At 63.4% G+C, this 24,624-nt stretch carries 26 protein-coding genes and 1 riboswitch; of the genes, 22 read left to right on the top strand and 4 right to left on the bottom strand.

Annotated features, from left to right (window positions below; genetic code table 11):
* Positions 1-14: 14 nt before the first annotated feature.
* The 9 genes from Q2K57_RS11690 (at position 15) to Q2K57_RS11730 (ending at position 9,276) form a co-directional block, all read left to right on the top strand.
* Complete coding sequence (locus Q2K57_RS11690) at positions 15-773, top strand: SDR family NAD(P)-dependent oxidoreductase (protein ID WP_112053519.1); 759 nt, start codon at positions 15-17, stop codon at positions 771-773.
* A 306-nt stretch (positions 774-1,079) separates the two neighbouring features.
* Entirely contained in the window at positions 1,080-2,897 is a 1,818-nt protein-coding gene (locus Q2K57_RS11695; protein WP_304525161.1) for an acyl-CoA dehydrogenase C-terminal domain-containing protein, read from the top strand.
* A 199-nt stretch (positions 2,898-3,096) separates the two neighbouring features.
* On the top strand, positions 3,097-3,714 hold the full coding sequence (locus Q2K57_RS11700; RefSeq protein WP_304525162.1) for a cell wall hydrolase: 618 nt from the start codon (positions 3,097-3,099) through the stop codon (positions 3,712-3,714).
* 448 nt (positions 3,715-4,162) lie between these two features.
* Positions 4,163-5,239, top strand: a complete 1,077-nt coding sequence (locus tag Q2K57_RS11705; protein WP_304525163.1) for an HTH domain-containing protein — start codon at positions 4,163-4,165, stop codon at positions 5,237-5,239.
* A 51-nt stretch (positions 5,240-5,290) separates the two neighbouring features.
* Positions 5,291-5,782 carry a DUF523 domain-containing protein gene (locus tag Q2K57_RS11710; protein ID WP_304525164.1) on the top strand — a complete coding sequence of 164 codons (492 nt, stop codon included), beginning with the start codon at positions 5,291-5,293 and terminating at the stop codon, positions 5,780-5,782.
* Between the two features lie 250 nt (positions 5,783-6,032).
* On the top strand, positions 6,033-7,526 hold the full coding sequence (locus tag Q2K57_RS11715) for a P-loop ATPase, Sll1717 family (RefSeq protein WP_304525165.1): 1,494 nt from the start codon (positions 6,033-6,035) through the stop codon (positions 7,524-7,526).
* Positions 7,527-8,072: 546 nt separating this feature from the next.
* Positions 8,073-8,351: a type II toxin-antitoxin system RelE/ParE family toxin gene (locus Q2K57_RS11720; RefSeq protein ID WP_175069758.1), complete on the top strand. Its 279-nt coding sequence runs from the start codon at positions 8,073-8,075 to the stop codon at positions 8,349-8,351.
* A complete protein-coding gene (locus Q2K57_RS11725; protein ID WP_175069757.1) occupies positions 8,351-8,644 on the top strand; it encodes a HigA family addiction module antitoxin in 294 nt (97 codons plus the stop codon). Before Q2K57_RS11720 ends, Q2K57_RS11725 begins: the two co-directional genes overlap by 1 nt.
* A gap of 263 nt (positions 8,645-8,907) precedes the next feature.
* On the top strand, positions 8,908-9,276 hold the full coding sequence (locus Q2K57_RS11730) for a hypothetical protein (RefSeq protein ID WP_304525166.1): 369 nt from the start codon (positions 8,908-8,910) through the stop codon (positions 9,274-9,276).
* 66 nt (positions 9,277-9,342) lie between these two features.
* On the opposite strand, the gene Q2K57_RS11735 is transcribed toward Q2K57_RS11730, so the two are convergent.
* On the bottom strand, positions 9,343-10,056 hold the full coding sequence (locus Q2K57_RS11735) for a tellurite resistance TerB family protein (RefSeq protein ID WP_304525167.1): 714 nt from the start codon (positions 10,054-10,056) through the stop codon (positions 9,343-9,345).
* A 91-nt stretch (positions 10,057-10,147) separates the two neighbouring features.
* A complete protein-coding gene (cobO, locus tag Q2K57_RS11740) occupies positions 10,148-10,747 on the bottom strand; it encodes a cob(I)yrinic acid a,c-diamide adenosyltransferase (protein ID WP_304525168.1) in 600 nt (199 codons plus the stop codon).
* Between the two features lie 160 nt (positions 10,748-10,907).
* Here cobO and Q2K57_RS11745 point away from each other — a divergent pair, with 160 nt between their 5' ends.
* Positions 10,908-12,164 carry an FAD-binding oxidoreductase gene (locus Q2K57_RS11745; protein ID WP_304525169.1) on the top strand — a complete coding sequence of 419 codons (1,257 nt, stop codon included), beginning with the start codon at positions 10,908-10,910 and terminating at the stop codon, positions 12,162-12,164.
* Between the two features lie 69 nt (positions 12,165-12,233).
* Here the strand turns inward: Q2K57_RS11745 and Q2K57_RS11750 are convergent, their stop codons facing one another.
* Both Q2K57_RS11750 and Q2K57_RS11755 read right to left on the bottom strand, forming a co-directional pair.
* On the bottom strand, positions 12,234-12,536 hold the full coding sequence (locus tag Q2K57_RS11750) for a helix-turn-helix domain-containing protein (protein WP_112053506.1): 303 nt from the start codon (positions 12,534-12,536) through the stop codon (positions 12,234-12,236).
* A 150-nt stretch (positions 12,537-12,686) separates the two neighbouring features.
* Entirely contained in the window at positions 12,687-13,157 is a 471-nt protein-coding gene (locus Q2K57_RS11755) for a 2-hydroxyacyl-CoA dehydratase (RefSeq protein ID WP_304525170.1), read from the bottom strand.
* Positions 13,158-13,404: 247 nt separating this feature from the next.
* Here Q2K57_RS11755 and cobT point away from each other — a divergent pair, with 247 nt between their 5' ends.
* The 12 genes from cobT to Q2K57_RS11815 all read left to right on the top strand — a co-directional run bounded on the left by cobT (position 13,405) and on the right by Q2K57_RS11815 (position 24,618).
* Positions 13,405-14,454: a nicotinate-nucleotide--dimethylbenzimidazole phosphoribosyltransferase gene (gene cobT, locus Q2K57_RS11760; RefSeq protein ID WP_304525171.1), complete on the top strand. Its 1,050-nt coding sequence runs from the start codon at positions 13,405-13,407 to the stop codon at positions 14,452-14,454.
* A gap of 43 nt (positions 14,455-14,497) precedes the next feature.
* Positions 14,498-15,163, top strand: coding sequence for an adenosylcobinamide amidohydrolase (locus Q2K57_RS11765; RefSeq protein WP_304525172.1), 666 nt, complete (start codon positions 14,498-14,500; stop codon positions 15,161-15,163).
* On the top strand, positions 15,160-16,155 hold the full coding sequence (gene cbiB, locus Q2K57_RS11770) for an adenosylcobinamide-phosphate synthase CbiB (RefSeq protein ID WP_304525173.1): 996 nt from the start codon (positions 15,160-15,162) through the stop codon (positions 16,153-16,155). The genes Q2K57_RS11765 and cbiB overlap by 4 nt, the downstream gene beginning before the upstream one ends.
* Positions 16,152-17,321: a threonine-phosphate decarboxylase CobD gene (gene cobD / locus Q2K57_RS11775; RefSeq protein WP_304525174.1), complete on the top strand. Its 1,170-nt coding sequence runs from the start codon at positions 16,152-16,154 to the stop codon at positions 17,319-17,321. Before cbiB ends, cobD begins: the two co-directional genes overlap by 4 nt.
* Positions 17,318-17,908 (top strand): bifunctional adenosylcobinamide kinase/adenosylcobinamide-phosphate guanylyltransferase, encoded by a 591-nt coding sequence (locus tag Q2K57_RS11780; RefSeq protein ID WP_304525175.1) that lies wholly within the window; start codon positions 17,318-17,320, stop codon positions 17,906-17,908. Before cobD ends, Q2K57_RS11780 begins: the two co-directional genes overlap by 4 nt.
* Positions 17,905-18,663 carry an adenosylcobinamide-GDP ribazoletransferase gene (gene cobS, locus Q2K57_RS11785; RefSeq protein ID WP_304525176.1) on the top strand — a complete coding sequence of 253 codons (759 nt, stop codon included), beginning with the start codon at positions 17,905-17,907 and terminating at the stop codon, positions 18,661-18,663. The genes Q2K57_RS11780 and cobS overlap by 4 nt, the downstream gene beginning before the upstream one ends.
* The gene (locus tag Q2K57_RS11790) at positions 18,615-19,250 is read left to right on the top strand and encodes a histidine phosphatase family protein (protein ID WP_304525177.1); all 636 of its coding nucleotides are present in this window, start codon (positions 18,615-18,617) and stop codon (positions 19,248-19,250) included. The genes cobS and Q2K57_RS11790 overlap by 49 nt, the downstream gene beginning before the upstream one ends.
* Positions 19,202-19,669 carry a bifunctional adenosylcobinamide kinase/adenosylcobinamide-phosphate guanylyltransferase gene (locus tag Q2K57_RS11795; RefSeq protein ID WP_112053497.1) on the top strand — a complete coding sequence of 156 codons (468 nt, stop codon included), beginning with the start codon at positions 19,202-19,204 and terminating at the stop codon, positions 19,667-19,669. Before Q2K57_RS11790 ends, Q2K57_RS11795 begins: the two co-directional genes overlap by 49 nt.
* Positions 19,668-19,921: riboswitch (cobalamin riboswitch) on the top strand. (Overlaps the previous gene by 2 nt.)
* 129 nt (positions 19,922-20,050) lie before the next feature.
* Positions 20,051-21,922, top strand: coding sequence for a TonB-dependent receptor domain-containing protein (locus tag Q2K57_RS11800; RefSeq protein WP_369700311.1), 1,872 nt, complete (start codon positions 20,051-20,053; stop codon positions 21,920-21,922).
* The gene (locus Q2K57_RS11805; RefSeq protein WP_304525179.1) at positions 21,922-22,845 is read left to right on the top strand and encodes a cobalamin-binding protein; all 924 of its coding nucleotides are present in this window, start codon (positions 21,922-21,924) and stop codon (positions 22,843-22,845) included. Before Q2K57_RS11800 ends, Q2K57_RS11805 begins: the two co-directional genes overlap by 1 nt.
* Entirely contained in the window at positions 22,832-23,830 is a 999-nt protein-coding gene (locus Q2K57_RS11810; protein ID WP_304525180.1) for an iron ABC transporter permease, read from the top strand. Before Q2K57_RS11805 ends, Q2K57_RS11810 begins: the two co-directional genes overlap by 14 nt.
* Entirely contained in the window at positions 23,830-24,618 is a 789-nt protein-coding gene (locus Q2K57_RS11815; RefSeq protein WP_304525181.1) for an ABC transporter ATP-binding protein, read from the top strand. Before Q2K57_RS11810 ends, Q2K57_RS11815 begins: the two co-directional genes overlap by 1 nt.
* The last annotated feature ends 6 nt before the right edge of the window (positions 24,619-24,624 follow it).

The following is a 24,624-nucleotide window of genomic DNA, read 5'->3' on the forward strand; positions in this document are numbered from 1 at the left end:
ACCGGAGAGAGACCATGCAAGTCACTGGAAAAACCTTCCTGATCACCGGCGCCGCCTCCGGGCTCGGTGCTGCCACCGCCGAACGCCTGGTCGCCGGCGGCGCCCGAGTGGTGCTCTGCGACCTGAACGACGCGATAGACGAACTGGCCGCCGGGCTCGGCGAGGCCGCCACGGCCTGTCGCGGCGATGTGACAAAGGAAGCGGATATCCAGGCCGCCGTCGACCTTGCCCTGAATACGGGTGGCCTACACGGGGTGGTGCACTGTGCAGGCGTGGTCAGCGTGGCCAAACTGCTCGATCGAGAGGGCAACCCCGCCGACCTCGCAGGCTTTACGCGCACCGTCGAGATCAACCTGATCGGCACCTTCAACGTCCTGCGGCTGGCCGCTGCCGCCATGGCCGATAACGCCGCGGGTGAAGATGGCGAGCGGGGGGTGGTCATCACCACCGCCTCGGTGGCGGCCTTCGACGGCCAGGTGGGCCAGGCCGCCTACAGCGCTTCCAAGGCCGGCGTGGCGGGCATGACCCTGCCGCTGGCTCGTGAACTTTCGCGTCACGGCATCCGGGTGATGAGTATCGCCCCCGGGGTCTTTGAGACCCCGATGATGAGCGGCATCCCCGAGGATGCGGTGGCCGCGCTGTCTGCCGCTGTGCCGTTTCCCAAGCGCCTTGGCAAGCCCGCGGAGTTCGCGAGCCTCGCCGAGCAGATCATCACTAACGTGATGCTTAACGGCGAGGTGATTCGACTAGACGGGGGGATTCGCATGCAGTGAGCCATTCACTTGCCGTGAGGCCTCGGCGCGATCCGGGCTCGCTATCGGTTTTCTTTCTTCTTTCTTCTTTCTTCTTGCCTGTCGCCGGCCGCTTATGCGTCCGGCGGCTTTTTTTGTCGTACCTACCGTGTTGATGGTCATGGAGCCGACGCTCATCCCGTCGGCGCAGCCGCTGGGGCTCGACCATAGTGGCAGGTCATTATTCAAACGATCGCTTGACTACAGGCGGGTAGCTGGATAGTTTCAAACACATGTTTTAATCCTTCGGCAGCGGCCGTGCGGATGATGTTTTCAGGAGTGTGCGAGATGCCCGACTACCAGGCCCCCCTGCGCGACTTGCGCTTCGTGATGGACGAGCTGCTGGACTTCCCCGGCCACTACGCGCGGCTGCCGGGCGGCGAAGACGCCACGCCGGATGTCGTCGGCGCGATTCTCGAAGAGGGCGCGCGCTTCTCCCGCGAGGTGCTGCTGCCGCTCAACCAGAGCGGCGATCGCGAGGGCTGCCTGCTGGAAGGCGGCGAGGTCAAGGCGCCCAAGGGCTTCAAAGAGGCCTACCGCCAGTACGTCGAGGGGGGCTGGCCGAGCCTTGCCGCCGAGCCGGAATTCGGCGGTCAGGGCCTGCCGCATTCGCTGGGCATGGCGCTCTCCGAGATGACCTGCGCCACCAACCTGGCCTGGGGCATGTACCCGGGGCTCTCCCATGGCGCCGCCGATGCCTTGCGCCACCACGGCAGTGACGAGCAGAAGGCCACCTACCTGACCAAGCTGGTCGAGGGTGTCTGGACCGGTACCATGTGCCTGACGGAGCCTCACTGTGGCACCGATCTGGGCCTGATCAAGACCCGGGCGGTGCCGGCTGATGACGGCGGCTATGACATCAGCGGCACCAAGATCTTCATCTCGGCGGGCGAGCATGACCTGGCCGAGAATATCGTGCATCTGGTGCTGGCCAAGCTGCCCGACGCCCCGGAAGGCTCAAAGGGCATCTCGCTGTTCGTGGTGCCGAAGTACTTGCCAGAGGACATGCCGGATGAAAACGGCAACCCGGGCGCGCGCAACGGCGTATCCTGCGGATCGCTTGAGCACAAGATGGGCATCCACGGCAACGCTACCTGCGTGATGAGCTTCGATGGCGCCCGAGGTTATCTGGTGGGGCGTCCCCACAAGGGGCTTTCCTGCATGTTCACGATGATGAACGTGGCCCGCATCGGCGTGGGTATTCAGGGTCTTGGCCTAATGGAAGCGAGCTTCCAGAATTCGCTTGGCTATGCCCGCGACCGCTTGCAGATGCGTGCGCTGTCCGGCGCGAAGGCACCGGCCAAACCCGCCGACCCGATCATCGTGCACCCGGATGTGCGGCGCATGCTGCTGACCCAGAAGGCCTTCGCCGAGGGTGGGCGGATGCTGGTGATGTACACCGCGCAGCTGGTTGACCTGGTCGAGCACGGCCAGGACCCGGCGGAGCGAGAGCGGGCCGAGACCCTGCTTGGCCTGCTGACGCCGATCGTCAAGGCGTTCCTCACCGAGGTCGGCTTCGAAGCCACCAACGAGGGCGTGCAGGTGTTCGGCGGCCACGGCTTCATAAAGGAATGGGGCATGGAGCAGCTGGTGCGCGATGCGCGTATCACTCGGCTCTACGAGGGCACCACCGGTATCCAGGCCCTCGATCTGTTGGGTCGCAAGGTGCTGATGAGCCAGGGCGAGACCCTCAAGGTCTTCACCAAGGAAATTCACCAGTTCTGCAAGGCCGAAGCCGATAATCCGTTCCTTAAGGAATTCGTGGCGCCCCTTGCCAAGCTCAACGCCGAATGGGGCGAGCTGACCATGGGCGTGGGCATGAAGGCGATGAATGATCGCGAGGAGGTCGGTGCCGCCAGCGTCGATTACCTGATGTACTCGGGTTACGTGACCCTTGCTTACCTGTTCGCCCGCGCCGCCAAGCAGGCCCAGCAGGCGATTGGCGGCGAGGAGGACGCCTTCTATCGGGCCAAGCTCGATACCGCGCGCTTCTTCTATCAGCGCCTGCTGCCGCGCACCCGTGCCCATGCGGAAATTATCAAGGCCGGCGGCGCCTCGCTGATGGCGATTTCCGCCGAGGACTTCGGCCTCGGTTTCGAGATCTGATCTCCACGACAACGGTCTCTCTCGGTCAGGCGCTCTGGCCACCTTCCACGGCGAACCTCGGTTCGCCGTTTTTTGTGGGCGAGGCATTTTGTGTAAGCTAGCAGTTTTTGCGGATTATCCGCACCGATACCGTGGAGTATTATCGGTCGAGGAGCCCTGTCGGCATGGCGCCGCGGTGCTGCATTGAGGAGGTTCACCCATGTACCAGTCAGTTCTGGTGCTTTGCCTGGTGGTGCTGATGACCGCAAAGCCCGTCATGGCGGCGGATAGCGAGCAGCTAACCCGCGAGCAAAAGTCCACGATCGCTCAGGATAAGGCGGAGCTGATCGAGCAGAGCATCGTCGACGGTGGCAGCGAGTCGCGCCCCGATCCGGCCGTGGCCATCACCCGTCCCGGCATCGAGGCGGTGGACCCGTTGGGGGCTTCGCCCCTGGATGATGCGATCACCTGCCTTGCGCGTGCTGTCTATTGGGAGGCCAAGGGAGAAGGCACCGATGACATGGCCGCCGTTGCCAATGTGGTGATGAACCGACTCGCTGATGCCGGTTTTCCGGACACCATCTGTGGCGTGGTCAAGCAGGGCGGCGAGCAGGGCTACTGTCAGTTTTCGTGGTGGTGCGATGGTCGCGGGGATGATGTCCAGGAGCCGCAGCGCTATGCGATCGTCAAGGAGGTCGCGCGCCAGGCACTCAATGGGCAGCTTTCGGATCACACCGGCGGGGCGATGTTTTTCCATCAACGCACTATCCTTCCCTATTGGGCGGCGGATTTCACCGAAACGGCCAGCATTGGCGATTTCATCTTCTATAAGCCCTGATTCTTCGGGCCCTGATTCTTCGAGCCCTGGTTTTACAAGCTCTGGTTTTACAAGCCCTGGATTTACAACCCACAGGCAACCTGCGCCGATTGACGGGCAGCCACAGCCTAGGCCCCTTAGCTGACATGATGGCGTCAGGCGGGCGTTGTTGATTTTTTTTTACGGCCATCCCTTCGTTTTTTGACACTTGCTGCTAGTCTGTAAGCGTTCGCGTTCCCGGAAGGCCAAGAGGCCTGTGAGAGCGCGTATCAAGGACGCCATGTCTGGGGCTTACTTCATGATCCAAGAACCGACACCCGTGTCGATATTGCTGGCCGCGCCGTGCTGACAGGCTGTGCTGCCAAGTCGTGCTGCCAGACAGTCCTTGCATCAGGCCTTGAGCCATCCATCGTTGAGCAACCTGCCCAGAAGATGGCGCCAGTGCCAGCAACCCGAGGAGACCAACTACATGTCCCGTAAGACTCGCTTGCAGGATATTGTCCGTGTAATGCGCCGCCACGAGGGTCCGGTGAGCGGCACGACACTGGCCGAGACGCAGGGCATCTCGCTGCGCACCCTGTATCAGGATATCGCCGTGCTCAAAGCGGTAGGTGCCGACATCGAGCATGTTCCCGGCACCGGCTATACGTTGGCCCCCGGGGTGCTGCTTCCGGCGCTGATGCTGACCGACGATCAGCTCGATGCGTTGGCGCTGGGGCTGGTGAAGGTCGAGGATGCGGCGGGCCCGCTGGCCGCTCCGGCCGCACAGCTGCGTGACAAGGTGTCGGATGCTCTACCCGATGATCAAGCGCAGCGCCTGACAGGCCTCAAACTGGCGGGCAACGATCAAGGCGCCGTCGGACAGGACGCGGCCAGCCAGATCAGCGAGGGGCCCTGGGGCAGTGATCGCGGGGAAGGGGCGGCGACAGACGAGCTGGTCTTCTATACCCATCCCTTGTCGCGGGGAAGCATCGTCCACTGGATGCTGGAGGAGCTTGGCGTAGCCTATCGCATGGTAGTGCTGGATTACGGCACCTCGATGAAAGCCGCGGACTACCTGGCCATCAACCCGATGGGTAAGGTGCCGGCGATTCGCCACGGCGACGTAGTGGTTACCGAGACCGCCGCCATTTGTGCCTACTTGGCCGATGCCTTCCCCCAAGCCGGGCTAGCGCCGCCATTGGCGCTGCGGGGCGACTACTACCGCTGGCTGTTCTTCGCGGCTGGGCCGCTGGAAACCGCCGTCTCGCTCAATGGCCTGCTGGGAGTCCATCCGGACGAGCGTCAGCAGATGCAGCTTGGCTGCGGCAGCCTTCAGGCGGTGCTCGATACCCTGGCAGGCGCTGTTGCGGGCAAGCGCTATATTGCCGGCGACGCCTTCAGTGCCGCGGATATCTATGTGGGGGCTCACCTGAGCTGGGGCCTGCAGTTTGGCTCCATCCCCTGGCGGCCCGAGTTCGAGGCTTACTGTGCTGGCCTTAACGAGCGTCCAGCGCGCCAACGCTGCGAGGCCTTCCTCCAGCAGGCCATGGCTCAGGGGGCCTGAGGCGGTAAATGAGATTCCCATGCGCCGGTGTGGCATGGCAGGCTAGCGCTTATGGAAAAGCTACTGATCAGTGCCTGCCTGCTCGGCCAGCCGGTGCGCTACGACGGCGGCGCCAAGGCGCTGCATGATCCCACCTTGGAGCGCTGGCGCCGGGAAGGGCGCCTGGTAGCCGCCTGCCCCGAAGTACAGGCCGGCATGAGCACTCCGCGGCCTCCCGCCGAGATTCAGGGCGGCACAGGCGCCGCGGTGCTGGACGGCACCGCCCAGGTGATCGCCCGGGACGGCGCAGATGTCAGCCAAGCCTTCCTAAGCGGCGCCGAACAGGCCCTGGCGCTGTGTCAGCGGCATCACATCCGCGTCGCCATTCTCACCGAAGCCAGCCCCTCTTGCGGCAGCAGTGCCCTCTACGACGGCAGCTTTACCGGCCAGCGCGTGCCCGGCCAGGGCGTAACCGCCGCATTACTCGAACGCCACGGCGTGCGGGTCTTCAGCCAGTTCGAACTCGATCAAGCGGAGCGAGCGCTACAAGAAAGCCTGGCGTGATCATCGGCGGCGTTGTGCCTTTATAAGCAAAAGGCTATGGTCGGACCTAGGATGGTGGCTTAAGACCTAAATCGGCCCTGCCGGCAAAGGGAGCAGGCGCGTTTATTGGTGTTATATAGCCACGCCAATGGAAATGCATCGAGAAATCAATGGGTTACTTAGGTGGCATGAGAATATTGCACGGCGAAGAAATGCTGAACAGTTGGGTGGTTTCTTAAATTTTAGAATTTCAGCTTATCGAGGAGTCAGCGTGACATCAAAGATTGAAGTTCTTCAGTCTCTCGAACTTGGGGCACGGGTCGCCGAGGACGAAGTCGAGAGCCTAGAGAAGTATTTTGTTGAAACTGATCAGTGGAGTCAGATTCGCTCGGGAAGAATAGATGTTGTATATGGTCCGAAGGGATCAGGAAAGAGTGCGCTCTACACTCTCTTGAATAGGCGAGAAGATGATTTTTTTGATGAGGGAATTCTGCTTTCTTCAGGGGAAAATGTACGAGGGGCCACAGTTTTCAGCCATGTCATTTCGGAGCCGCCCCCTAGTGAAACTGCCTTCATCTATTTGTGGAAGCTTTATTGCCTAACCTTAATTGCGAGAACTCTTCGAGACTATGACATAAGTAATGATGCGGCACGTGCGTTAGTAAGCTCCCTTGAAAAGGCCAAGCTGCTTCCAGATTCTGGCGTTTTATCTGTGATGTTTAGAGCCGTATCAAGTTACATAAAACGTTGGTTCAGCAGGGATGCCCAGGCAATAGAACATGCTGTTACTATAGACCCATCAAGCGGAGCTCCTACCGTGTCAAGAAAAACGGAGTTTCGAGAACAATCTGATGAAAAGAATCTTGCTGAAATACCTGCCGATGAGTTATTGCACTTCGCCAACTCGGCCTTGGAGAAAGAAGGCCTGAAAATGTGGCTGTTATTTGATCGACTTGATGTGGCTTTTGCAGACTCTCCAGATATGGAGAGAAATGCGCTGCGGGCATTATTTAGAGCGTACAATGATATGAAAGGGTTCTCTAGTGTCGCTTTGAAAATATTTGTTAGAGATGATATATGGAAAAGGATTACAAAGGGAGGCTTCACTGAGGCGAGCCATATTACAAAAACAGTAAATATAACATGGTCAGAGAATTCATTGATGAACCTGGTGGTTTCTCGGCTAGTTTCAAATGAAATTTTTTCACGTTATTTGGAAATTGATCCAGAGGAGATCAGAAAGAATTACTCTGATCAAAAAGAAGTGTTTTATCGAATAGCGCCGGAAAAAGTAGATACTGGTAGAAACCCCTACACTTTTGGGTGGATATTATCTCGAACTGTTGATGCGAGTGGAAATCCCGTTCCGAGAGAAGTGATTCACCTTTTAGATACGGCAAAAACTATCCAAATTCAGAAGCTAGAGAGAGGTGAGGACGATCCTGAAGGGGATATTCTGATGGATCGGGCTGCCTTCAAAGACTCACTTCCTCAGGTTTCGAAAACTCGCTTTGAACAAACGCTTCTCGCAGAGTATGCGGACGTTGCAAGTTATGTAACTAAGTTGGAAGGGGAGCGAGCGGAACAAACGAGCACTTCCTTGGCTCAGGTTTGGGGGGTGACTGAGGAGCAAGCTGGAGAGATGGCGCGGCGTCTTGCTGAAATTGGCTTTTTTGAAGTTCGTGGTGATAAAGAAGCACCTTCATATTGGGTGCCTTTTATTTATAGACCGGCATTAAATCTTGTCCAAGGGAAAGCTAATTAGAGTCGCAATACGGAAACCTGTGGAAATGCCACCCGACAAACGGCTGCACGGCTACCGGTTTTCGCCTCTTCGCGGGCTCCAAATCGGCGCGTGAGCCGGGCGTTATGTATAGGTGAGACCAAATGGAAATAGTACTGACTGAAATTATGGAAGATGGCTCGTCTATTGAAAAGGAAACTTGTTGGCTTAAGTGTCGGACATCTTCAGAGGGGGCGGTGGTCTTTTGGGGAGAGCCGGATGGCGCCAACAGGAATATCGTTTCTTTGAGAAACCAGATGCTTCCCGTCATGGTAGAGCTATCTGACCCCGAAGCTTGTATCCCAAGTGCACGAGAGCGGTCACGTCATAAAATATCACTCAGTATACCATCCAATGTGGTGGTTACTGTGAATACGGAGTTCTAAATATATAAAAGACACAGTAGTTCGAGGCCGGTGGCCGCCGGATGCCCTTTCCGTGGCTACTGCGTCGCCACTTCAAGGTCGCCGATGTGCTCCGGTGTTAAGATCTATTGTTGCGTGATGCGCAACATGCTATTATTCCTTCATGATTAAATCATTCCGTCACAAAGGACTGAAACGGTTCTACTCAACCGGCAGCACATCTGGCATCCAGCCTGATCACGCCAAGAAGCTGCGTATGCAGCTAGCTGCTCTGGATACTGCTACTTCGGTGGAGGACATGGACATCCCTGGCTTTCGGCTTCATCCATTGATGGGAAAGGATAAGGGGCGGTGGTCGGTCAGAGTTAACGGAAATTGGCGCATGACGTTCGAGTTTCAGGACGGTAACGCCTACATTCTTGATTATGAGGATTATCACTAATGACTATGCATAATCCGCCGCATCCTGGTGAATTCATTCGGGAGGTCTACTTGGAGCCTTTCGGTATCAGTGCCCGTCAGCTTGCGTCCAGTCTGGGGGTTTCACCCTCCACGTTGTCTCGGCTACTCAAAGGGGGGAGTGGTGTTAGCCCGGAAATGTCGCTTCGGCTATCCAAGGTTCTGGGGCGTACACCTGAGAGCTGGTTGGCGATGCAGGATATGTACGATTTGTGGGTGGCCCGCAACACGGTCAATCTTGATGAAATTCATCCACTGGACTTCGATGCAGCTTAACCACCGGCTGCTGTAGGACGCACCTAAGCTGCGCTGGCGCGCATTGCTACCGGCAATAAAAGAGAGGTAGTCACTGACCCTGCTCCGAAGTTTTTGGGTCGCTTCATCGCTGAAGCGTCCCTTTCTATTATTCTGGCTTCAAGCGCCCTTTGAGCACTTTTCCACTCGATGCTCCCGTCTGCCTGCGAGCAAGGTGCCAGCTGGTAGAGCGCTGCCGGTCGCTGTCACACTGGCAACATCATTGTTGGCCAATGGAGCCCATCATGAGCAATGGACCTTTCTACCAGGGCGACTGTGGCTGCGGGGCGGTGACGCTAATGGTCACCGGGGCGCCGCTGGGCGCGGCACACTGCGATTGTGCGGATTGCTGCGGGGCGGATGGCAGTGCCACCAAGCTGCTGTTCTGGCCAGAGGTGTCGGTGCAGTTCGCCGGCGGCTTCGATGAGCTAGAGCATCGACACGCGGGGCACGGCGGCGAGAAGCTATGCTGCCGGCGCTGCCAAGAGTGGGTGCTTACTGTCCATGAGAAGGCCGGCATCATGGCGCTGCCGGCAAAAGTGTTGCCCGAGATGACCAAACCGGTGGTCGATAACGCAGCATTGCTGGGTCGGCTCGGCCATCGTCGGCGGTAGCTCTCTAGTAATCGTTCTAGTCGTTAGCGTCTGTTCGTAAGCGCCTGCTCGGAAGCGTCTGGTCGTTCAGCCCTGTGTAGCACCGAGGGCCTGACGCTCTAGCTCGGCGCGCATCTCGGCGTCTAGCTCCAAGGCCGCGGCAAGCTGATCGAGCCAGGCGCGCTCCATGGGGTTCTGGTCGTCGATGATCGCCACGCTGGCAAGATAGATCTCCCGGGCGGCCTGGGGCGAATCGGCCTGCTGGGCCAACGCTTCGGCATCCAGCGGCGCCTGAAACTGCCGTTCAACCCAGGCTTGTAGCTCAGCGTCGGCGCCTAGGGCTTCTATCTGTTCACCAAGCTGGCGGCGCTCGGCGTCGTCGATGTGGCCATCGGCCCGGGCGGCCATAATCATTGCCTGTAGGATCTCCAAACTGCGCTGCTCTTGGGCCTGGCCGTCCAAGTCGTCGATGGGCGAGCCTTCTTGGGCAGAATCGCCACTGGCCTGGCGATTCTGCCAGGCCTTCCAGGCCAGCACGCCGACGCCTGCTATGGCGCCGTACTTGAGCGCCTTGCCGCCCATCTTGCGGCCGCGTTTGGAGCCGATCAGCGCGCCCAGGGCGCCTCCGCCGAGCAGGCTCTTGACGTCGAAGCCGCCGCTGGATGTGCCATCCTTGCCGCTATTGCCACTGAACTGAGAGGAAAGGCCTTTGACCAGCTGCTGGGCGTCGAAGCCGCCGCTGGATTTGCTTTGGCCGCCGGCCTGCTTCATCAGTTGATCGAGGATTCCCTTGGCATTCATTGGTCGTCTCCATTTCCGAATGGGGCCGGCTCGGCCTGTGAGGCGAGGGCATCGTCATGTGTGAGCCGCAGGCGGCGAGAAAGTTCGTGGCTCAGAAATCGATGCCGCGGCGTGCCTTGAGCCCCGCGTTGAAGGCATGGCGGGTCTCCTGCATCTCGGTCACTGTGTCGGCCATGGCGACCACCTCGCGGTTGGCGTTGCGGCCGGTAATGATCACCGTCTGCTCCGCTGGGCGGTTCTCGAGTGCGGCAATAACCTCGGCGCTGTCCAGGTAGCCGTACTTCATCATGTAGGTGATCTCGTCGAGCACCACCAGGTAGACCTCGGGGTCCTCGAGCATGCGTTTGGCTTCCTGCCAGACTTCCTGGCAGGCCTTGGTATCGCTCTCCCGGTTCTGGGTGTCCCAGGTAAAACCGGTGGACATGATCGCGACCTCGAGGTTGGCATCGTCGTTAAGCCGCTCGCGCTCGCCGCATTCCCATAGCCCCTTGATGAACTGGATCACGCCGACCTTATAGCCGTAGCCCAGCGCGCGGGTCACGGTGCCCCAGGCGGCGGTGGTCTTGCCCTTGCCGTTACCGGTGAAGACCATCAGCAGGCCGCGTTCTTCGGTGGCGTTGGCCACCTTGTCGTCGACGTGGGCCTTGAGTTTCTGCATCGATTGCTGGTGGCGCGTGTCGCGATCGGTCATGGGATCTCCGGCGGGAAATAGGAAGTCCTCAAGCTTACGCGAGCCATGCCATGGCGTCAGCTGTCCCTCGGGCAGCGGTCGGCATGGCAGGCGTCGGCATATGCTCTAGAATGGAGGTCCGGTTAGTGCCGGTTGTCTTCCCTCAAGGTCAGGAGTTTGCATGTCCAAGGAACGTGATGTCAGCGATACCATCGTCCTGGGGGCCGGCATGGTCGGCGTGTCGATCGCTTATCACCTGGCCAAGCGGGGGCGTTCGGTGGTGCTGGTCGATCGCCGGGAGCCGGGCCACGAGACGTCGTTTGGCAATGCCGGCATCATCCAGCGCGAAGCGGTGGCGCCCTATCCCTTCCCGCGGGATGCCAAGACCCTCATGCAGGTGGTGCCCAACCGCCGCGTGGATATCCGCTACCGGCCCAGCGGCATGCTGGAATCGGCCAGTTCGCTGTTTCGCTATTGGCAGAATTCAGCGCCGGGCCCCTATGCGCGAATTCTGTCCGAATACGCTTCGCTGATCGCGCTGTCGACTCAGGAACATGCACCGATGATCGAGGCGGCCGGGGCAGATGCCCTGGTCAGCCGCGACGGCTGGCTGGAGCTCTATCGCACCCGCGAGGCCTTCGAGGCGCGTCTGGCCAAGGTGGCCCCCCTGGCAAAGCGGTTTGGCCTCACCTATGACCGGCTCGATCGGGCAGCGCTCGCCGAACAGGAACCCGACCTGTCAGACGAGATCATCGGTGCGATTCTGTGGCGCGACAGCTGGACCGTCGCCGATCCCGGTGGCCTGGTGGCCGCTTATGCCGAGGCCTTCAAGGCGCTGGGCGGCAAGGTGGTCAAGGCAAGCGTCGAGTCGGTTGCCCAGAGCGCTGATGGCTGGCAGGTGAAAACCGACGCTGGCTCTCTGGAGGCCGGTGAGTTGGTGATGGCCATGGGCCCCTGGTCCGGCGACTGGCTGAGTCGCCTGGGCTACCAGTTGCCGCTGTTCGTCAAGCGCGGCTATCACATGCATTACGCCCTGCAGGAAGGGCGTGCGCTCAATCACTGGGTCATGGATGCTGAGATCGGCTATCTGCTGGCGCCGATGCGCGCCGGCGTGCGCCTGACCACCGGTGCCGAACTGGCGAACCGGGATGCCGCGCCGGCTTTGGATCAGTTGGATGCGGCCGAGGCGGTGGCTCGCAAGCTGGTGCCGCTGGGGGCCAGGCGCGACGACACGCCCTGGAAGGGCGCTCGCCCCTGCACCTCGGACATGAAGCCGGTGATCGGCCCGGCGCCGTCACACAAGGGGCTGTGGTTTGCCTTCGGCCATGGCCATCAGGGCTTCACGCTTGGGCCGGCGACCGGGCGTCTGCTCGGCGAGCTGATGGATGGCGAGACACCCGCCATCGATATGGCGCCTTTCCGCGCGGATCGCTTCTAGAGAGTGCGCGGGAGAGTGCGCGGGTCGGCTGGAGACCGCTGTTAGGTCACGACCGGGTCGATCTGGCGCTCATGGATAGCCCAGCGCCGTCTTGATGGCGGCCTGGTGGCGGGCGATCCACTCGGGGTTGATGGCGCCCCAGTCATGAATCACGTAGCGGCCAATGTTGTGGCGCTCGCCCGGCTCGGGCTCGAACCGGCAGTCGATGTCCAGCTCGGCCAGGGCGTTGAGGGTGTCCTGGGCAGTGCGCCTTGGCATGCCGGTGGCCTCGGTCAGGGCGGGCACGCTGGCGATTCCCTGCTCGATCAGGTAGGCCACATAGAGGCGGCGATAGAAGCTGGTCTTGGTCTTGCTGATCTGGCTTGGAGACATCGATGTTCCTGGCAGCGAATGGCCTGCTCATCCTACGTGAGGCAGCTTCCGCGTAAAGCCTGACACGCTATACGGACCAACTGTATTTGCCACCTTCTGCAGCCTCGCTCTTTTTCCAACCTTCTGCAGTCCTGATCTGTTAGCCGCCCTTCAATAATCCTCGAGACGCTGAATATCCCGGGCCAGCCGGCGCACTTCGCCATCGTGCCCGGCGGCGAGGGCAGCGAAAAATTCGCGCTCTTCCTCGATGCTGGCCCGGTCGGCCCGGTGCCGGTAGAGATCCTGCAGCGTCTTGTGGGTGGTCAGGGCGGTGGCCAGCACGTCCTGCACGCTTTCGCAGTCCATGCATCCGGGAAGCCGATCGAGCACCGGCAGGTGGGGAAAGTCGGCCGGGTCGTCGAACCAGGTGTCCAGCACGGCGTGGTGATCGCTGCCGTCGGTGAAGTAATCCTCGAGGTTTGCCTGCAGGGTGCGTTCATGATTGGCCAGATACTCGAGGGCCATGCGCACCCGCTCTTTGACATCGTCGCCGGCGTGCTTGGCGTAGTGCTCCGCCAATCGCTGGTGATAATCCGCCGCCCAGTGCACCAGCTCTTTTACCTGATGAAAGCGCATTGTCATGCCCTCTGTGATTATCGCCCTTGCACCCTTTGCCTGGGGCGTCCTTTTCTCAGGCTAGCCGAGTCTCAGGGCGGCGAGTGGATAAAGGTCACTGTCTGTCACAAAGCGTCGCCAGGCGCATGCTCGCGCCAGAGTCTCTGGCCTGTCGGTGAGGCGCGCAGGCCGAGCCCTGGCCACTGCAGGCCAGGCTCCGCGGGTGAGGCTCTGGTAAGATGCCTGGCTTGAAAAGAATCTCCGGAGACGCGCCGTGAATGATCCTTCGCCACTGATTCCCGGTCTCGACACAGCCTGTGCCGAACGGGTCGGTCGCTACCTCGATACCCTCACCAAGCCACCCGGCAGCCTGGGGCGCCTCGAGTCCCTGGCGGTGACCCTGGCCGCCATTACCGGCGAGGACTTCCCCAGCGTCACGCCGCCCGGCGTAGTGGTCTTCGCCGCTGATCACGGCGTGGCAGAGGAAGGCGTTTCGGCCTTTCCCCAGGCCGTGACTGCCCAGATGGTGGCTAATTTCGTCACCGGTGGGGCGGCCATCAACGTCTTTGCGCGACGCATCGACGCTCGGCTCGAGGTGGTCGATGTCGGGGTGGCGAGTGACGTGTCGGGCCCGGGGATCGTGCATGACAAGGTGCGTCCGGGGACGCGCAACATGGCGCGTGAGAACGCCATGACCCAGCACGAGGCCCGGGCGGCCATTGCGGTTGGCCGGCGTGCCGCCGAGCGCGCCGCGAAGGCCGGCTGTCGCTGCCTGATCGTCGGCGAAATGGGCATCGCCAATACCACCGCCAGCACGGCCATGCTGGCCGCCCTGACCGGTGTGCCGGTAGCCGAGCTGGTGGGGCCGGGCACTGGTGTGGCCGGCGATGCCCTGGCCAGGAAGCAGGCCGTCATCGAGGCGGCTCTGGTCGCTCGGGCGGCCGATCCCGACGATCCCATGGACGTGCTCGCCCGCCTGGGCGGGCTCGAGATCGCCGCCATGGTGGGGGCCTACCTCGGCGCCGCCGCAAGCCGCCTGCCGATTCTCGTCGATGGCTTTATTGCCACCGTCGCCGCGCTTACCGCCTGCCGCCTCGAGCCATCACTGCGCCCCTATCTGATATTTGGCCATCGCTCCCATGAGCCCGGCCATGATCGGGCCCTGGCGGCATTGGACGCCGCCCCCCTGCTGGATTTTTCCCTGCGGCTGGGGGAGGGCAGCGGCGCTGCCCTGGCCTTCCCGTTGCTCGAGGCGGCGACCGCGATGCTCTCGGAGATGGCGACCTTTGCCGATGCCGGCGTCGATAACCGTGAGGCCCGCTGAGCCGATGGCGGCCTCGTGCCGCTCGCCCGGGGCGTGGCTGGATGTGGGAGGCGGCCTCGCGCTTGCTGTCGATGCCGGCTGCGTGCACTTCCATCATGAGACGCCCCTGCGCACCCTGAGCAGTGCCCTGGTCGGGCCGGGACTCGGCTGGTCGCGGGACTTCTGCAACTTTCACGTCGACAAGGACTATGCCGGCCAGGCGCCCCGTGCCGACCTGTTGGGCTGGCTGTCCGCACGTGGCCTTGAGGCCGAGAACTGCGTGGCGATGATGACCGCGGTGCCCCTGGCCCATTTGGCGCTCGAGGAGGTCCACGCCGGCGAGCGCCGGGTGCTGGTCGCGGTCACCGCGGGGGTCGGTAATGCCGTGGATATCACCGCTCCGGTGCGGGACGACCCGCGCCTGGTCGCCGGCACCATCAATACGCTGGTTTTCATCGACGGCCATCTTGATGATGGCGCCCTGGTCAATGCCGTTCAGTCGGCCAGTGAGGCCAAGGTGCGGGCCCTGGCCGTGTGGGGCGTTCGGGATCCGATCTCGGGCACGCCGGCCACCGGCACCTCCACCGATTGCCTGGCCATCGCCGCCACCCAGTGCGGGGTGGCGACTCCTTATGCAGGCTCGGGCACGCTGCTCGGGCGGGCCATCGGAGCAGCCGTGTTCCAGGCCATCCAGGCCTCCTTGGCCATGGCGGAGGAGGGCAGACGATGAGTCTGGCACTTCCGGCGTTCGAGCCCCTGTCCCTGTCGCTGCTGGCCATGATCGCTGCCGCAGTGCTGCTCGACTTGTTGCTGGGTGACCCACGCTGGTTGCCGCATCCGGTGGTGGGCATTGGTCGGGTAATCGCTTGGCTCGAGCGGGCCTGGAATCACGGACCTCCTGCCGATCGCCGGCGGCGTGGCCAGTGGCTGGCGGCGCTGGTGGTGGGCGGCACCTGGGCGCTCGCCTGGAGCGTCCTCGCCGTTCTCGCCTGGATCAGCCCCTGGCTGTCAGCGGCCATGGAGCTTGTTCTTCTGGCCACGACGCTGGCGGCTCGAGGGCTCGCCGACGCTGCACGGGCGGTGGCCGTGCCGCTGGCACAGGGGGATATGGCGGCAGCCCGAAAAGCCCTTTCCATGATCGTTGGCCGTGACACGGCCGGCCTCGACGAGAGTCAACTGGCCCGGGGGACGGTTGAGACCGTGGCCGAGAACACCGTGGATGGCATCACCGCGCCGCTGTTCTGGGCGCTGCTGGGCGGTGCGCCGCTGGCGCTGGCCTACAAGGCCACCAACACCCTGGATTCCATGGTCGGCTACCGCAGTCCGCGCTTTGCAGATTTCGGTAACGCCTCGGCGCGGCTAGATGATGTGGCGAACTGGCTGCCGGCAAGGCTCACGGCGCTGACTCTCTGGTTGGCCGCCTTGGTCATCCCTGGGAGCCGTTGGCGCGGGGCCATCGCCAGCACTCGCCGCGAGGCACCGAGCCACCCCAGTCCCAATGCGGGCTGGCCGGAGGCCATGGTCGCCAACCTCATGGGGGTGCGGCTTGGCGGCCTCAATCACTACGCCGGGCGTCCCTCGCCGCGTGCCACCCTGGGCACGCCCCATGAGGCCCTTACTGCAGGCCATGTCGAGCGGGCCATTACGTACATGCACGGCGGGTGGCTGGTCTTCCTGCTGCTGGCGGCTCCCCTGGTGCTGATGCGGGAGTGGCTGATATGACGTCATGGATCGCCAACTGGCCCGCTCACGGTGGTCGCCGGGCGGCCTTGCTGGCGCGTTTCGGCCTGCCGTCTGACCATCCGCTGATCGACTTCAGCGCCAACCTCAACCCGTTGGGGCCCCCGGCCTGGCTGAGCGACTGGCTGACAGGCGCCGCCGATCGGTTGGCGGTCTACCCAAACCCGGATGACGATGCGCCTGCCCAGGCCATCGCCGCCCAGCAAGGGCTGACGCCCGAGCAGGTGCTGGTGACCAACGGCGGCGCCGAAGCCATCTATCTGGCGGCGGCCCTGCACGCCGGTGGCCGGGCACTGGTGGTCGAACCCACCTTCAGCGAGTACCGCCTCGCCTGCGCCCACTATGGCCTTTCGGTCGAGTCGCTTGCGCTGCGAGGCGAGGCATTCGAGCTCGACGTCGATGCGGCCGAGCGGGCCATGGAGGGCGCTGTTGAAAGTGCTGTTGAGAGAACCGAAGAGAGAACTGAAGAGAGAACTGAAGAGAGAACCGGAGAGGGGGCGAGAGCACCTGCCTCGGTGCTCTTTCTGTGTCGCCCCAACAACCCCACCGGCACTCTGTTGCCGTTTGAGACCGTTGAGCGCCTGCTGGCCCGAGGCTTTGAGACGGGCACCACCGTGGTGGTCGATGAGGCCTTTATCGACTTCAGCGATGAGGGCGCGCTCACGCCATTGCTGGCCTCTGCGCCGAACCTCGTGCTGCTGCGCTCGCTGACCAAACTCTATGATTTGCCGGGCCTGCGGCTGGGCTACCTGCTCGCTTCGCCATCGCTGGTGCGACGTGCCCGTGACCTGCAGATGCCCTGGAGCGTCAACGCCCTGGCGCTAGGGCTGGTGGCACCGCTGTTGGCCGACACCGACTATCTTTCCCGCACCCGTACCTGGCTTGCCGATGTACGCCCTGGCGTGCCCGAGGCGGTGCGCGCGCTGGGCTATGCGGTGCCGGCCACTCAGGCCAACTTCATGCTGCTGGATGGCGGAGACGCCGCCAAGGCAGAGGCGCTGTTCGCCTTCCTGCTGCGCCGGGGCCTGCTTTCCCGGCATACCCATAACTTCCCCGGCCTCGATGGCCGCTGGCTGCGCCTGGCGCTGCGCGACAGCGCGGACAACGCCGTTTTGCTCGAGGCGCTGGCCGCCTGGAGGCGCGCATGATCGCCTTCGTCTCGGGTGGCGCGCGTTCCGGCAAGAGTGCAGTGGCCGAGGCACTGGCCCGAGCTTGGCGCTCGCCTGCGCCCGGCGGCCTGGTTTACCTGGCCACGGCCCGGGTCAGCGACGACGAGATGGCGACAAGAGTTGCGCGGCATCGTCGCGAGCGCGGCGAGGGCTGGCTGACCCGGGAAGCGCCACTGGACATAGCCGGTGCACTCGATCGCGTACCGGTCGGGGCTTGCGTACTGCTCGACTGCCTGACGCTCTGGGCCAGCCAGGTCATGTTCGAGGCCGGCCTCGAGGGGGAGGCCGGGTGCAGGATGCTTCGCCAGTGGGTCGAGACGGCCCGCCGCCGCGAGATCACGCTGGTGGTGGTCTCCAACGACCTCAACGAAGATCTGCCGCCGCGAGATGAGCTGGTCTGGCGCTACCTGGTATTCCTGCAGCGCCTGCACCGAGACCTGGCCCATCAGGCTGACCGGGTGATCGAAGTGGTGGCCGGTTGCCCGGTCGACTGGAAGGGCTCGATCGATGGCAAGGACGCGGTCGATGGCAAGCACCCCGATGACGGCAAGGGAGAAACATCATGAAGGACGCTATCTTCGGCGCACTGCTGGCGATCCAGTTTCTGACCCGAGTCCCGGTGCCCGTGGCCTGCCCCTGGACGCCGGGCACCCGGCGCTGGGCGGCAAGGGCCTATCCGCTGGTGGGGGCGCTACTCGGCGCCCTGGTAGGTGGAATCGGTGTGCTACTGCAGCCGCTGCTGCCCACCCCGATGCTGGCCCTCATGCTGCTGAGTCTCTGGGTGGCGCTCTCTGGTGGCCTGCATCTGGATGGCCTGATGGACCTGGCCGATGCCCTGGGCAGCAATGCGCCGCTGGAGCGGCGCTGGGCGATCATGAAGGATTCCCAGGTGGGCAGCTTCGCCGTGCTGGCGCTGGTGTTTCACTTGGCCTGGAAGGCCGTGCTGCTATGGGCCCTGCTCGAGGCGGGAGCCAGCCCCTGGTGGCTGGTGCCCGTCGCGGCTCTTGGCCGGCTGGGCGGCGTCGGCCTGCTGGTCTGGGTGCCGGCGGCACGGCCCGAGGGCCTGGCACACGCCTGGCAGCAGAGTCTCGGCTTTCGGGATCTCGCCCTGGCGGCGCTGCTGCCGCTGGCCGTAGTGGTCATCATGCCAAGCATGGTCTGGCTGCTGATGGGCCTTGCGATATTCATCATCATCTACGGCCTGGCGGTACGCCGGGCCTTCGGCGGCATCAACGGCGACATCGTTGGCGCCGCCATCGAGGGAGGAGAATTATGGTTGCTGATGATCGCCTGGAGTTGGTGGTCGTTCGTCACGGTCTGACCAGTTGGAACCAAGAGCGCCGCTACCAGGGCCACCGCGATATTCCGCTGTTGCTGCCTGACGCTGAGCCAGACCTGGATCGGCTGCGCGATCACCTGGCAGGTGTCGATTTCGATGCCGTCTACTGCAGTGATCTGACGCGCTGTCGTCAAACGCTTGCGCATGTGCGTGAAGGCCATCCTGATACGCCGCGCTTTGATGCCCGGCTGCGCGAGCTGAATTTCGGCGACTACGAAGGGCAAACCTGGGCCGCGCTCAAGGACGATCCCGACTATCGGGCCTGGGTCGACAGCCAGGGCCTGTTGGCCACGCCCGGCGGCGAATCGGCGGATGATCTCTGGGCGCGGCTATCGGCCTGGCTGGATGAGGTGCTCGCCGAGGCACGCCAGTGCCAGCACCGTCGCGCGCTGGCGGTAAGCCACGGCGGCACTATTCGCGAACTGCGTCGCCGCCTCGAGGCGGCCGATTTCTGGGACGGGGTGGTCGGCCAGGCCCAGGGGCGCTGTTTTACCTTTACGATCAAGGAGGACGGCTGGTCATGCAGCTCTTCATCGGTGGTGCCTGCGCCGGCAAAGGCGACATCGTAACCGCGCGCTTTCCTGGCGCCTTGTGGTTGAAGGCGGATGATGCGCTCTCCGACTGGCGTGACCGGCTCGTCTCAGGGCGAGTGCTCGTGATTACCGGCTGGGCAGACTGGCTTGCACGGGCGTTGGCTGACGAGCGCGATGATGACCGGCTGCGCCAGCGTTTGGTCGATACCCTTCAGGCAATGATCGAGGCCGAGGGGCACACCGGCGGGCAGATGGTGTTGATTCTGCCGGAGATGGGGCGCGGCATCGTGCCATTGGCGCCCGAGGACCGCCGACTGCGTGATCTGGCCGGTTGGTTGAGTCAGGATGCGGCCTCCCGTGCTGACGCCGTCTGGTACGTGCGCCACGGGCTGGCTCGATGCCTTAAACGGCGCTCGCCGGGGGAGCGCGTTGACTCGCCTATCCGCGGTTGCTAGCTTACGTCTACTCTCAGGTGACCCAGGACCGCGCAGACGGGCCGGGTTTAAACGGGAAGTCGGTGATGCAATCAGCCATTCCGACGCTGCCCCCGCAACGGTGATCGAATCGAGGTCCGCCACTACCTTTAATGGTATGCCACTGTGCCCCTGCGGCATGGGAAGGCGGCGGTCCGGAAGGTGCCTCTCTTTTAGTAGTGCCAGGCCCTTCGTTCGTCAGTCCGGATACCGGCCTGTGAGCGCATGCCAGGACGCGGAGGGCGAACCATGGGCAGGGTCGCGTTGTCCTCATCGCTGACTGACCTGTCTTCCCCTTCGTTTCCCGGCCCTTCAAGGGTTCTTGCCGCACGGGTGCGTGCGGCCCTGGGATATACCATTATGATGACACCACTCTCCCGCCGTCGGGGCCTGGCCGCCCTGTGTCTTGGCGTGGCGCCGTTTGCCAGCGCCGCTTCCGGTACGGCATCCCCCGAGGCCGTTTCTTCCACGGCTGCTCCCGTTGCGTCCGACACTGCCGCTAGCGAGCAGATGCTCAATCCCATGGTAGTGACCGCGACCCTCGCGCCGCGCACCGCCGACCAGAGTCTTGCCTCGGTCACGGTGATCGACGAAGCCGAGCTGCGCCGCCAGGACCCCAAGGACATTACCGATATTCTGCGCGCCCAGCCCGGGGTGGATGTCACCTCCAACGGTGGCTATGGCAAGACCAGCAACGTCAATATTCGCGGCGCCGGCGGCGAATCCACGCTGCTACTGATCGACGGCATTCGGCTGCGCTCGGCCACCGCTGGTAGCCCGGCCTGGCAGCTCCTCGAGCCACGGATGTTCGAGCGGGTCGAGGTGGTCCGCGGACCGCGCGGCAGCCTCTATGGCGCTGATGCCGTGGGCGGCGTGGTCCAGCTGTTCACCCGCGAGGGAAAGGACGAAGGGCCGCATCCCAGCATCACCGCCGGCGGCGGTTCGTTTGGCACCGAGCGCTATGGGGCCAGTCTGACAGGGCGTGCCGATGACACCCGCTATGCCTTCTCTGCCAGCCACCTAAGCACCGATGGCACCGAGATAAAGCGAGGAGATGGCGACAAGGGCTACGACAACACCACCGGCTTCGTGCGGCTGTCTCAGGGCTTCGATAATGGCGGCGAGATTGGCCTGCTGGGGCTGCGTGCCCGGGGCAACAGCGAATACGTCGGTGGTAACACCGATTATGTGCAGCAGGTGGCCGGCCTCTACGGCGAGCTTCCGGTGACCGAACGCTGGACGAGCCGCGTCACCCTCAGCGAGGCCCGCGATGAGAGCGATGACGATGCCAACGGCAGTCTTACCCACTTCGATACCGTGACCCACAGCGCTCGCTGGGAAAACACCCTGATGCTTGGGCCCCATGATCTGATCGCCGGCGCCGAATACAGTCAGGACAAGATAGATAGCAGTTCAGACTACAGCGAGGACAGCCGCGACAACGCGGCCCTTTTTGCTCAGGCCCTGCTGGACTTTTCTCCCCTGAGCCTGCAGGCCGGGCTTAGGTTTGATGACAACGAAGCCTTCGGTGAAGAAGTTACCGGCCATCTGGGCATGAGCTACGCCCTGGATCGCGTGCATACCCTGCGGGCCAGCTATGGCACGGCCTTTCGTGCGCCGACCTTCAATGAGCTCTACTTCCCGGGCTTTGGCAATGACGACCTGGATCCCGAGCGTTCCAGGACAGCCGAACTTGGTCTGCGTGGCCAGTTTGGCAAAGGTTTCTGGGATCTGTCGGTCTATCGGACCGAGATCGATGACATGATCGCGAATACCTCGCGCAATGGCCGCTTTGCGCCCTTCAACGTCAATCATGCCCGCATTCGCAGTGTGGAACTGGCCACCGGCGCCGACGTGCGTGACTGGACGCTGCGCGCCGCCCTGACCTACACCGACCCCGAGGACCAGGACACCGGTAACAGGCTGGTGCGCCGGGCGTCACGCAGTCTGCGCCTGGATGCCGACCGTGCTCTCGGCGACTGGACGCTTGGCGGCTCCTTCATCGCCCAGAATCATCGCTACAACGATGTCGACAATGACCAGCGCCTGCCGGGCTTCGGCCTGGTCAATCTGCGCGCCGGCTGGCAGTTTGCACCCCTCTGGTCGGCCCAGATGACGCTTGAGAACGTGCTCGACAAGGAGTACGCAACGGCGCGTGCCTCGGCGTTCCAGGGCGGCTGGGATTACCTGAATCCCGGCCGTGCTGCCTTCCTTAGCGTGCGGTTCGGCGAGTGATGCGCAAGAGCGCCCGCGCGGCCCCGATGGCGGCCCTGCCCCTGACTCTGAGCCTGATTCTGGCCATAGGGCTGGGGGCTTGCCTCCCCGGCATTGCCTGGGCCGAGGCCTGCGTCAGCGACGACGCCGGGCATGACATCTGTCTGGAGGCGCCGGCTCAGCGTATCGTCGCGCTTTCACCCAGCGTCACCGAAATGCTCTTTGCCGCTGGCGCCGGCGAGCGGGTGGTCGGCGTGGTCAATTTCAGTGACTACCCGCCCGCTGCCAGAACGCTTCCTCAAGTGGGCGGTTACGACCGTCTCGACCTCGAGGCCCTGCTGGCCCTCGACCCCGACCTGGTGGTGGCATGGCAAGGTGGCAATCCCCGTGAGCAGGTCGACCGGCTGTCGCGACTCGGCCTGCCGGTCTACTTTTCTGACGTGGAAGACTTTGCCGGCATCGCCAAGACCCTCGAGCGCTTCGGCACCCTGGCAGGTACCTCTGAGGTCGCCGCAACCGCGGCGGCGTCACTGCGCGAAGACGTGGCGACGCTGCGTGAGCGTTATGCCGACGCTGCCCCGGTGCCGGTTTTCTATCAGGTCTGGGAGCAGCCGCTGATGACCATCAATGGTGAGCACTGGATCAGCCGCTCGCTTGAGCTGTGTGGTGGGGTCAACCTCTTTGCCGATGCCTCCGCCCTGGCGCCGCGGATCGGCGTCGAGGCAGTGCTGGCTCGTGACCCGGAAGCGATTATCACCGGCGGCATGGGCAACCCCGACTCCACCTGGCTCGAGGCCTGGCGTGATTTTCCCCGGCTGACTGCGGTGAAGCGGGACAACCTCTTCTTCGTCGACCCGGACCTGGTTCAGCGCGCTACGCCGCGGTTGCTGGACGGCACTCGGGCGCTCTGTCAACGTCTGGAGGTCGCGCGTGGCCGACGCTAGTGCTGATGTGGTGCGCCGTGCGCGGCGGCTGCGGCCCTTGGCCTGGCTGGCGCTGGCCGCGCTGCTGGCGCTGGCGATAGCCCTGGCACTGGGCAGTGTCGGTATTGCCCCCGATGAACTGGTGGCGGTGCTTTTGGGCGGCGGCGATGCTCTGCATCAGACGCTGGTGCTGGAGCTTAGGCTGCCTCGGGCGCTCGCGGCCTTCGGCACCGGTGCCTTGCTGGCCCTGGCCGGCGCCCTGATGCAGATACTGCTGCGCAACCCGCTGGCCGACCCCTATGTGCTGGGGCTTTCCGGCGGGGCCTCGGTGGCGGCACTGCTGGCAATGCTCGCCGGATGGAGCCTGGTGCTGGTCTCCGGTGCGGCCTTTACCGGCGCCCTGGCCTCGACCCTGATCGTCTTCGGCCTGGCTCATGGCACCGGCAGCTGGACGCCGACCCGCCTGCTGCTCACCGGGGTGGTAATGGCTGCGGGCTGGGGCGCCTTGATCAGTTTTCTGCTGGCAGTGAGCCCCGTGGAGCAGCTGCCCGGCATGCTCTACTGGCTGATGGGCGACATGGCCTATGCCGGCAGCCCCTGGCCGGTGTTGAGCGTGGCCATTGCCAGCCTTCTGGTGGTGACGCCCCTGGGGAGAACCCTCAACGTACTGGCTCGCGGCAGCCTTCAGGCTGGGGCCCTGGGCGTGGCGGTCCGTCCGTTGGAGTGGACCCTTTACCTGTTGGCCAGCCTGCTCACTGCGGTGGCGGTTACCACGGCCGGCAGCGTGGGCTTCGTTGGCCTGATGGTGCCCCACATGCTGCGGTTGAGGCTCGGCAACGATCAGCGGCTGATTCTGCCGGCAAGCCTGCTGGCCGGGGGCACGCTCTTGACTCTGGCCGACACCCTGGCGCGCACCCTGATCGCCCCTCAACAGCTGCCGGTGGGCGTGATCACCGCGCTGCTCGGGGTGCCGAGCTTTCTCTACCTGCTCTCTCGGAGCCGCTGATGGCCATCTCGGAACCGCTGATAGAGACACTCGAAGCTCGTGATCTGGTCATCGATGTCCCTGGACGTACCGGGGGAAGGCCGCTGCATCTGCGGATCGCTCCCGGCGAGCGCTGGGGCGTGCTGGGCCCCAATGGCGCCGGCAAGACGACGCTGATGCACACCCTGGCCGGGCTGCGGGCACCACGCTCAGGCGAGGTGCGTCTTGGCGGAACGCCCATCTCACGCCTCAAGCGTCGGGCACTGGCGCGCCGGTTGGGCATCGTCTTCCAGGCACACCACGACGATTTTCCGGCCACCGTCCGCGAGACGGCGTTGATTGGCCGCCATCCCTTCATCGCCCCATGGCAGCAGGAAGGGGCGGAGGATATCGCTCGTGCCGAGGCGGCACTCGAGCGGCTGGATTTGACGCACCTGGCCGAGCGAGAGCTCTCCACCCTCTCCGGCGGTGAGCGTCAGCGCGTCAGCCTCGCCACACTACTGACCCAGGCGCCGCGTTTCTGGCTTGCCGACGAGCCCACCAACCACCTCGATCTGCACCACCAGGTGGCGGTCATGGAACTGCTGGCCGAACAGGCCGATCGTGGCTGCGGCGTGGTGATGTGTCTGCATGACCTCAACCTGGCGGCTCGCTGGTGCAGCCACCTGCTGCTGCTCTACCCCGACGGCGAGGCCTGCTGGGGCGAGGCGAGCAGCATGTTGGTGCCGGCAGCGCTTGAAGGGCTCTACGGTCAGGCGTTGACCACCGCCATGGTGGACGGCGCGCCCGTCTTCGTGCCCAGGCGTTGAGGCGAG

It is taken from the genome of Halomonas sp. I5-271120, assembly GCF_030553075.1.
In the GTDB taxonomy this organism is placed as follows: domain Bacteria; phylum Pseudomonadota; class Gammaproteobacteria; order Pseudomonadales; family Halomonadaceae; genus Onishia; species Onishia taeanensis_A.